Source organism: Methanospirillum hungatei (assembly GCF_020216685.1).
GTDB classification, from domain to species: domain Archaea; phylum Halobacteriota; class Methanomicrobia; order Methanomicrobiales; family Methanospirillaceae; genus Methanospirillum; species Methanospirillum hungatei_B.
The window spans coordinates 1-10000 of sequence record NZ_JAIWNS010000019.1; the positions used below are offsets into that span (position 1 = coordinate 1).

General features: G+C 42.6%; 8 protein-coding genes, 1 tRNA gene and 1 pseudogene. 3 read left to right on the top strand and 7 right to left on the bottom strand.

All coding sequences use genetic code 11. The features are described from left to right. Positions 1 to 90: 90 nt before the first annotated feature. On the bottom strand, positions 91 to 465 hold the full coding sequence (locus LDL35_RS01140) for a UDP binding domain-containing protein (protein ID WP_304018658.1): 375 nt from the start codon (positions 463 to 465) through the stop codon (positions 91 to 93). 668 nt (positions 466 to 1133) lie between these two features. Between LDL35_RS01140 and LDL35_RS01145 the strand changes: the two genes are divergently transcribed. Further along, the gene (locus tag LDL35_RS01145) at positions 1134 to 1778 is read left to right on the top strand and encodes a hypothetical protein (RefSeq protein WP_304018660.1); all 645 of its coding nucleotides are present in this window, start codon (positions 1134 to 1136) and stop codon (positions 1776 to 1778) included. 391 nt (positions 1779 to 2169) lie between these two features. Here LDL35_RS01145 and LDL35_RS01150 read toward each other — a convergent pair. Together LDL35_RS01150 and LDL35_RS01155 are read right to left on the bottom strand one after the other, a co-directional pair. After that, a tRNA-Leu gene (locus LDL35_RS01150) sits at positions 2170 to 2254 on the bottom strand. Between the two features lie 201 nt (positions 2255 to 2455). Continuing rightward, a pseudogene (locus LDL35_RS01155) lies at positions 2456 to 2626 on the bottom strand (histone family protein). A gap of 224 nt (positions 2627 to 2850) precedes the next feature. On the opposite strand from LDL35_RS01155, the gene LDL35_RS01160 reads away from it, so the two are divergent. Continuing rightward, on the top strand, positions 2851 to 3018 hold the full coding sequence (locus LDL35_RS01160) for a hypothetical protein (RefSeq protein ID WP_304018671.1): 168 nt from the start codon (positions 2851 to 2853) through the stop codon (positions 3016 to 3018). A 153-nt stretch (positions 3019 to 3171) separates the two neighbouring features. Here the strand turns inward: LDL35_RS01160 and LDL35_RS01165 are convergent, their stop codons facing one another. Both LDL35_RS01165 and LDL35_RS01170 read right to left on the bottom strand, forming a co-directional pair. Continuing rightward, entirely contained in the window at positions 3172 to 4719 is a 1548-nt protein-coding gene (locus tag LDL35_RS01165; RefSeq protein ID WP_304018662.1) for an ATP-binding protein, read from the bottom strand. A gap of 137 nt (positions 4720 to 4856) precedes the next feature. Further along, positions 4857 to 7835 carry a PAS domain S-box protein gene (locus tag LDL35_RS01170; RefSeq protein WP_304018664.1) on the bottom strand — a complete coding sequence of 993 codons (2979 nt, stop codon included), beginning with the start codon at positions 7833 to 7835 and terminating at the stop codon, positions 4857 to 4859. 273 nt (positions 7836 to 8108) lie between these two features. On the opposite strand from LDL35_RS01170, the gene LDL35_RS01175 reads away from it, so the two are divergent. Next, positions 8109 to 8495 (top strand): hypothetical protein, encoded by a 387-nt coding sequence (locus LDL35_RS01175; RefSeq protein WP_304018666.1) that lies wholly within the window; start codon positions 8109 to 8111, stop codon positions 8493 to 8495. Positions 8496 to 8807: 312 nt separating this feature from the next. Here LDL35_RS01175 and LDL35_RS01180 read toward each other — a convergent pair whose 3' ends face one another. Together LDL35_RS01180 and LDL35_RS01185 are read right to left on the bottom strand one after the other, a co-directional pair. After that, positions 8808 to 9266, bottom strand: coding sequence for an OsmC family protein (locus tag LDL35_RS01180; RefSeq protein ID WP_304018668.1), 459 nt, complete (start codon positions 9264 to 9266; stop codon positions 8808 to 8810). A gap of 61 nt (positions 9267 to 9327) precedes the next feature. Next, positions 9328 to 10000, bottom strand: a 673-nt coding sequence (locus tag LDL35_RS01185) for an AI-2E family transporter (protein ID WP_304018670.1), incomplete at its 5' end; no start/stop codon positions are given.

Sequence of the window (10000 nt, forward strand, 5' to 3'; positions counted from 1 at the left end):
CAATATTATTCTAATTTTTCTATATTGTATCACAGACCTGAATTATTGCAAATACCAGTATCCCATACCTTATCCCCATCTGCTTCTGCTTCACCCCGGTCCACAATCCCTTATATCCACAATGATCTGATCGTCATTTATTAGACTGCGAACTTCACTGACTCGCATCTCCCGGAATTGTCGGTGACAAACCGCAATGATCACCGCATTCTTCATTAAATCCAGCCAGGGTAATGCTTTCACCCCGAACGGTTCAGTCATCTCATCTGAAAGCAGAGGATCATACCCATACACCTCAAACGTATCCGCTTTCATTTCCCTGACAATCTCAATAACCGGCGACTCCCGAATGTCCGGCACATCATCCTTGGAGGTATGTCCCAAGATCAGAACCTTCGATCCCCGGATACCCTTTCCGATATCATTCAGACCTATGATAGCCATCCGTTCCACATATCCAGACATCGAGTCATTAATCGACCGGCCGACGAGGATCACCTGGGGATGATAGACCGGTTCATGAGCCGTATACAGCAGGTAATTATGATCTATCGGGATCTGATTATTTCCTGATAAAACCTGACCTTACGGGTGAAAGATTCATTTTGCCTTGAAAGTCAAACTGATAGCCATGGTATCAAGGCCTATACAGGAAAAATTAAGAGATAAATCAGTATTAACAAAGGAGGATGCTAAAAACCCCCCTTTGCTGATCGCAAGTTTATAAAGTATTTATATGCCTCAATTTGTTGGAAGGGGGTTATTAGCTATTCTCAAAGGAATTTTTCAGGTTCTACTGGAATTTCTCGATGGTTTTGCCGCTTCAGCACTCCGAATAATGGAGCCCGGTACAATAATACCACCAAACCGTATACCTGCGAAAACAAATCTTCCGTTTTTTCATCCATTTCAGAAATAATTCTAACCACTATAGGTTACCATATGAACAATTGAGTATTCTTCACCACTAACTTAAATGGTTCCAATGAAAGACCAGTATTACGTATCAGGTAAAATAAAAAGGCAGATTGGGAAGAAATGATATCTCCCGGAAAAACTATCTGGATATATGTACCAAAACCACCTTATATCATCCATATCTTAATAATGTATAAACTATAAAGGAAGATACGATGTCAATTCTGGCTGGGTTAAAATGGTCAATTGGAGTCCTCTCCATTATTTGTATAGGAATGCTATGTATCGGAACGGTATCTGGCGTGATGATATCAAGTCCTGATGTCGTGAAACCTGGTGATCCGATATCAGTGTTTGTGGGAAATTTGAATCCAGATCAAGAGGTTCAAATTGACCTGACAGGAGATATTAAAACTAATGCGGGTACTAATTTCACATTCACAATGAGAGACCTGATAATGGAACTGGAGTTGGAAAATCCCAATATTGATGGTACAATATCAGGACTGGTTTCTGGAAGCCCTGTCGAATTATTATTTGTTAATAAAGATGGAGTAGAAATTACAAAGAAATTCCTCGCAAAAAATGACGGAACTTGTAATCTCGATGGGAGTTTCCCATTATTGGAAAAAGATGAGTATTATTCCGTTGAAATTAATGGTACTCCATTATTATCTCAAATTCATGTGGATCAGTTCAGGATTGTAGGAAAAAATAAAATTGGAACTAATTTAGCAAAAATCGATTTTAGAATATGGGGATTTTCAAATGGAGTGTTTGATGTCACATCCAGAGTAGATGGGAAGCCTGTGGAGACAAAACAATTTACTGTTCAGGACCAACTTATCGCAATAAAATAATTAAGCCATGATTCGGCAATAATATTATAACAACTCTTTTCCATCACAATAACTTTTTTCCCGGACATTCTAATTCGTTGACGATAACGTAGACTACTTATTATTCAAAATAAGTACAAGACTAGTTCATCATTACATCCGGGAAAGGAACCAGAGATTAAATATTTTGAAAGACCTGCAGGATGAGGAACCGTGAAACGATCTGACCTTTCAGGATCATATCTGTGAAAATCAGGACAGACTTACAGAAAAAAGCATCAGAGAGGCGGTGCCATAGAGAATTCCGAAAGGAGATCAATTATACTGGAGGAAGGATCACTAAATAAAAACCATTTGAGCCTCATGAAAATACCCATGTATATGATCTTAAGAATAATGGAAAAAAGGAAAATGCGAGAGAAGGGATTTGAACCCTTGGATTCCTTCGAAACCGGATCTTAAGTCCGGCCCATTTGGCCAGGCTTTGGTACCCTCGCGCCTTATTACATTGGAAGACCAGATATTAGAACCTATCCCGTGACCCGGTCAGAGATACACCATTACACCATGTTCAGGCCCGAAGACAAACTAATGAAAAACCCTGTATCAGCACTACTCACCTGATTCAGAAGGGAAAGATATAATTTGCGCACATCTGGATTTTCACAAACCAGAGAAAAATAGCAAGAAGAAGCCATTCAGACCTTATGTGCAGCCATTTCAACGTCTTCTTCTTTTATCGTTTTCCTTCCTGCGTGCATGGCAAACGTATGTGCTTCCTTTGCAAGAGATCCGATATAATTCTCCGCCTTCTCAACTCATACCGCCGCTGCATCGCTACCGACACGCTCAGCCCCATTCGATTTCATAATCACCGTTGTTCTCAAGATTCTGGGAACGTTATATTTCTAAAACTTCCAGAAGCAATTTTTCAAAATGTGAATGAAAATTTTTACCGGACTATATTTTATTCATTCTGTACACAAACATTATTCAGGTATTTTACCTGGAATATTGAGCGTTCGTATCCCCAAGAAGTGAGCTTGAATTTGTTTGAAAATATCATGAGAGATTTGCAGGTATACGATGGATTATTGAATTTAAATACTATTCAAATGCCGATTGTGCGAAGAAAAAATGCTCATTGAATGACTTTTCATATAAACAAAGAGATATTGAACAGATCCGGGGATATGCGCGAGGGTTAAAAGAGGAAGACCCGGAAGCAAAAATTTCGGTTGTTCGTAGTCCATTGTTTTAGAGAATCAGGGATACAGGATCTTTGAAATTGAATAACCACTTTTTCCCCGGAACAAATGTGCATACAAATCTAAAATCTCCAAAAATCATCTTATTACTCATTTAAGCCCGAATAAATCTCACATCATGAAATTTCCTAAATGATCCCACACATTCACCCAACCACCCATCTCCCAATATTTCTCTCCACCGGATCAAATGCCACACCAACAGATACAATCTCCCTGCCATCAGCCAACCATGCATCTGCATACCCATTTATCCGGATCTGTTCCAAAGCATCCTCTGCTGAACCATTAAGCTTAAATTCAATGATGTAAATCTGTGAAGGTGTTTTCAGTACAGCATCCACACGCCCGATATTTGTACTCACCTCGGCTTCAACCTGCAGACCAAGAAGCCGGAGTGTAACATACAGAATCGTCTGATAGTACTTTTCATGTCGTATTGAGATGGTATTTAGAACACCAGCAAAAAAACTATGAAGAACAGAGAAAAAGCTATTCAGGTCATTCGCTTTCAAAAATTTGCCAAGATGGAGGAGTTGTACACCGACCCGTTCCTTGTCAAGATTACTGTATGAATCGATAAGATATGCACCAAAAGCCTGTTCCACCTCCCGATTTGGAAACCCAAGCTGATAAAGACGGGTATCTCCCACAAATTCACTTCTGACAATGGTGAGATATCCGATCTGGATAAGCAATGGAGTAGGGGATATCTGTTCAACATCATATGCTGATAATGACAACTCGGTTACCGGCTCCTGGAGACAGGCTGCAATATCATACTCCTGATTTCGCATCATATCAAGGAGAAATGCTGGTGTTCCCGTCTCAAACCAGAAATTAGAGAATTTTTGTGCAGAAAGACAATTCATGACAGATACCGGATTATACACTGTATCAGAACTTTCTTCAAACCGGTACCCATTATACCAGGATTTTAGATTTTCAAGCATTTCCTCATAACAAATGCCCTCTTTAAGAGCAAACGCATCTATCCGGGGGGCAAAATATGACTCTAATTCTTCCTGAGTATATCCGAGTGCAGTAGCAAATGGTGCAGCCATAGTAATGTCAGTGAGATTATTTAAATCAGAAAAGAGAGAAATTTTTGAAAATTTACTCACTCCGGTGAGGAGCACAAAACGCTGATATGGCTCTGTTGCCTTTATGACAGCATAAAATGCCTTTAATGCATTGAGTATTTCACCGACATGCGGGTTTTGAATATTATTCAGGATTGGTTTATCATATTCATCAATGAGGATGACAACCTTCTCGCCGCTTTTCGTGAGAGATAGGATCAGCTCCCGAAACCGTGAGGTGGCATCTCTGGCTGATAACCGGACTTTATGAATCGCTGCCTGTTCATCAAGTACCTCACAAAGGGCACGATCAAATTGTTCTGCTGATTCTGCTTTCCTGTCACCTAAGTCAATATGGATGATCGTATGGCCCTGCCATTTTACAGGCTGATTATAGAGGAAAAGCCCCTCGAAGAGATCCCGTTTCCCGAGAAAATATGATTTTAATGTTGATAGAAGGAGTGATTTTCCAAATCTTCGGGGTCTTGCAAGGAAGTACAGGCCTTTTGGATAACGGACGAGCTCATACACATATTTCGTCTTATCGACATACAAAAATCCTCCTTCAATCAGATCCTGGAATGTGTAGATACTGGTGCTCGTCGGTTTCATCTCTCCATTCTTAAGATATATTGTGCTCACATAGGATAAACCCGGCTCTCATCAATCCTATTCACGCGGGACCTTTTCTCTTTCCAGGAAAAGTTCGCAATAAAGAAATATGAACTCAGGAATGCCTGGCACTCTGGTTAGCCGGTACGTATATATTTCCCAGGCGGGACGGTTATCTCAAATTTTGCCCCCTCTCCAAACTTTCCGGCCTCCCGGATTTTCATTCCGGTGATACTCAAAATCTCCCTGACCAGAAATAACCCTAATCCGGTCCCTTTCCCATACCCCTTGGTAAAGATCAGTTCTTTCTCAGTATCGGGGATACCCGGGCCATTATCAGATATCGCAATAATAAGACCTTCATCGGATTCATGACATTGCATATGAATACTGGGGGTATCTGGACAATATTTAATGGAATTATCAACGATATTAAAAAATACCTTTTCGAGGAGCGGATCAGCATACACCAGAACAGTACTGCAGGTATCTGGGTATTCTCTACAAGCCACCGTACATTTCATCGGTCCCGTCACATCAAGGAATGTCTGCAATATTGGTTTCCACACCGGCTTTCTGATACCTATCTCCTGGTATTCCCTGGCAAGATCTATGAAGTTTTGAATTCGTATTGATGCAGATTCGATCTGTTCAACCTGAGCAGCGATGTGATCAGATTCAGGGTGACCTGACAGAGAATCAATTGCAAGGAAGATAAGACTCAGCTGGTTTCGGATATCATGCCTGGTAATTGAACTGAAGAGATTGAGCTTTTGGTTCACCACCCGAAGATCTTCTTCAATCTTTTTCCGATCGGTAATATCACGGATTGATTCAATCGCTCCAATAACCTCGCCACCGGGATTATAGAGATGAGTTGCCTTACCCCAGAGGTACTGCATCCCTCCTTCCGGCCTTGTGATCAGCACATCAGCAATGATCATATCACGTTCCCGCGAATGAATCAGATAATTATCCGGAACCTCAATGTCAGGATTGTCCAGAAGATCCACAAGCAGCGGTCGCTCAAGCCCATAGAGGAGTCTTGCCACCTCTGCCCGTGACCGGCCGAGCACCTGATCTGCAGGAGTATGAAGGAACTGTTCAATAGCCTGGTTCCATACCATCACATCACCGGTACTGCTGATGGCGAAGGTTGGATCGGGAAGAAAACTCAATATGGATGACAACCGGGTTTCAGATTCTGCAAGTGCCTCCTGTGCCTTGATAACACTGGTTATCTCACTGAGCATATTCAGGGTGGCCGGTTTTCCTTCCCACATGATCCTGATGGCATGCGTTTTGACCCAGTGAAGCCCGCCATCCCGGTCGATAAACCGAAACAGGTAATCTTCCAGATATCCGGGATCTGATAGGCGCCGCAGATAATTATCATAGACAAGGTCCCGATCATCGGGATGGATAAAGTCGGAAAACGGCTTTCCGATGAGCTCTTCAGGGGAATATTTTGTAACCCGGGCACCGAGCGGATTAATGAACTTTAACTGCCCGTCCTGTGAGACAATGATGATCTCCCGGGAATTCTCTATGAGTATCCGGTACTTCTCTTCAAGCTCCCGCTTTTCCTGCTCCTTTCTCCGAATATCAGTGAGATCAATTACAATGCCCCTGATACCGGTAATGATATGCTTCTCCCAGATGGGGATGGTCTGAAGGAATGCTGGAAAAATCTCACCATCCATCCTGATTAGTTCAACCTCAAGAGGAGAACCGCCTGTACCGGAAAAGGCATCTAAAAGCTTTGAGGTGAGAAATTCTTTCCACGAATCTGGTATAAAGATATCATAATAGGGCTTTTGAGAGAGATATTCCCCAGATACCCTGAAAACAGATTGTGCATGAGGATTCAGATACACAACCCTGCCTTCTTTATCAAGCTCAAATAATGACTGGGGAAGGAACTCAGTAAACTGGCGGTATCGTTCTCTACTTGCTTTTAGCTCCTGTGCTATCTCCTGAATGGAAGTGATGTCACGACAAAAGAGAACAAATCTTCCTTCATAGGATTTCGTGCCGATTATCGGATGAATTGTCCATTCATAGGTCCGACTGGATCCACTGGTGATGATGATCTGATCCTGCCCGGTTTTTCTGGCAGTGATAAGTCCGTTCCTGAGGAGGGTTCGATGTGGTTCATGTAGAACCTGACAGAGATTATTGGGGCCGGTCCTGGAAAGAAGCCCCAGAAATTCCCCTGCAGCCTGATTATAGTAGAGGATAGTGCCGGAGCGATCAAGCAGAAGACCGCTGTCCGGTAGCGCATTGAGGACTGCACGAATGCTCGTCTCATGTTCGGCAACAATGGTCCAGCTCTCAACCAGCTCATCATACCGCTCTTTCAATTCATGCTCTGCATTGATGTTACTGATGAGAACGCTGTATCCGGTTATACGATCTGACTCGAAAACTGGTGCTATGGCGATACGAAGGGAATTTCTGGTGCCGTCAGGCGTATGAAATATCGTGTCAAACTGACTATTCCTGAAGAGAGGGAACGTAAAAAATTCTGCTTTGGTTTCTGAACAGACTCCGGGATGGACAATATCAGTCCAGTAGGCTCCGGTCAGATCATCCCGGTCAAGTCCAAGCATGGAACAGGCAAAATCATTGACCTCAACAATCCGGGTATCGGCATCGAGGATAGCACTTCCAAGCAGGGTATGTGTGAAAAAACTTCTGAATCTTTGCTCACTTTCAATAAGTTTCTTTCTGGTTCTGTCACGATCCACTGCAATTCTGATCTTATGGATGAGTTCCTGGAACTGAACCATGACTGGTGTTCCTTTCTGGACATAAAAGGTGGCACCCAGGTTAAAAGCCTCAATTGCAACCTCTTCTCTTCCGCGCCCGGTGAAAAGAATGACAGGAATATCCATATTCCGGGCAGAAATTTCTCTCAGAAGGTCAAGACCGTCAAGTTCAGGCATCTGGTAATCGGTGACGATAACATCATACACGTCAGTATCAAGCATCTCTAATGCCCTGGATACTGAAGGGACGCTATGACACCTGATATCCTGAAATTTTGCAAGAAAGATTTCTGCAAGATCACGCAGATGTTCTTCATCATCTACGTACAGAACCGATATTTCCATCTATCAGATAAAACAATGTTCTATGAAACCATAATACCTGCCGAATGCCTATAATTGTATCAATTACCAATGAGAGTACAATCAGCCTCTCAATTATCTGATTGTTTTCTCAATACGGAAATATTCCTATTTCAGGATACCTTCTTTTCTATTTTGAGTGGCAAAGATGCAATACTATCACTCGCTCTCAATATGATCATCAGTTGATGACCATATCCGAACATTTATTTACTTTCTCATATATTAATCACGTAATAGAATAGTGAGGGTTTGATGGGGGGCGAATATGGGCTGCACTTCTCCGCCGGGGATGAGGAGATTGCAGATTTATTTTGGGATATCGGGCTAAGGCGGAACAGTGCCCGGGTGCTGACACTCTTGATAAAAGATGTGGATCTGACCTCCCGTGAGATTGAGCGGGTGGTTGATCTTCGTCAGCCGGAAGTCAGTATTGCAATAACTGATCTTATGAAAAAGAGATGGGTACACATCGTTCACCAGATAACAGAAAATAAAGGAAGACCGATGAAGGTGTACCACATCGCAAAGACACTTGATGAGATACTTGATGAACTCAGGGATACCTTAATCGGTTCATATGAGCAGAAATTTCAGGATATCGAGCGGGTTCGAAATTTGTTGCATCAAAAACCGAAATAAACGAAATTTTGAACACGAAAAAACCATGATGGGATAGGTTTGAATCAATATCCCACAGTATTGCACTGACAAAGGAACGTTTTGCAGTTATTCAGAAAGATGAAGATACTCCTCATCCCGGTTCTTTCGGAGTAGCATGCATTTTTTTGTCTGGGCACTCGAAACATCCTTTGCAATTGCCGGGCTAATGTATGGTTAATCATCGAACAATCCGGCCATTATCTCTGGCAGTTTGTTTCTTTTTTATCTTATCACCACTGCATATGTTCCAAAAAACAGCCGGATGGGTCCCGGGAAATATCTGAATCTTTTTTATTGAATCACCCGGAATTCCCAGGTCATCGTTGATGTCTCTCCAAATATGACCGCAATGGGACAGAGGAGAGTCATGGTCTTTTTCAGGGTATCTGCTATACAAGTCTCATCACAAGTACATTTCAGGGAGATGATATGATGTACGGTCTCAAAGGTAGCTGGGAGATCCTGTTTTCGTGTTGCGGTTGTTTCGATCAGGAGCTGTTCAGGTTTTATTCCCTTATCACCAAGGTCCAGAAGAATTTTAATCCCGATACACCCCCCAAGAGAAGCAAACAGATAATCGATAGGATTTGGGATCGCACCTTTGCCGCCTAGATGGACATGGGCATCTATCGGGATGGTGAGTCCGGTGCTGGTATGGGCTGAAAAACTCATGTTACCAGTATGCCTGATAGTCATGGTCACCGGCTTAAACTCCATCCTGGCAGGATCCCAAGGGATATCATTACTCATGCATACAGGTTTTTGAAGCAGATAAAAAAAAGTTGGCACAGGAAATGGCTATCCGGTATGATCAGCTCTCTTCCCCATCCGACTCTTCCTGAACTGACCCGATAATCATCGCAAGAGATCTGGTTTCCGGATAACTCTCCAGGATCATCTTTAGAAGTACTGTCAAAGGGACTGCCACCACAACCCCTGCACCTCCAAGAAAATATCCCCAGAATATCATCGAGATAAATACAATCGCTGGAGAGAGCTCCATACCTCTCCCGGCCAGTTCAGGAAAGAGAACATTTTCAGAGAAGAGATTTACAATACTTGCAACAATTACAACCAACAGCGCTGCATAGGGATTAATTTCTATGAGAGCCAGCACCATCGGGGGAACAAGGGCGATAATAAACCCGATATAAGGGACAAAGTTCAGCACAAACATCAGCAATCCCCAGAGCCAGGGATCCTGTACCCCGATGATAAACAAGGCAATGCCAAACCCAGCACCGGTCACAAAATTCACTTTTGTCCGGATTATGACATATTCAATAACGACAGAACCAAATTCAGTCATCCGGCTGGCAAGTTCCTGCCGGTACGACCCAAGGATGGTATTGATCTTCTGAGAGAATACCGTAGCCTCTAAAAGCAGGAACAGAGTGGTAAAGAGAACGATAAAAAGAGCGGATATCTGCCCGACAAAAGAGGTGACCATTTCAGGTGAGATGACACCAAGTGATCCGGTCATC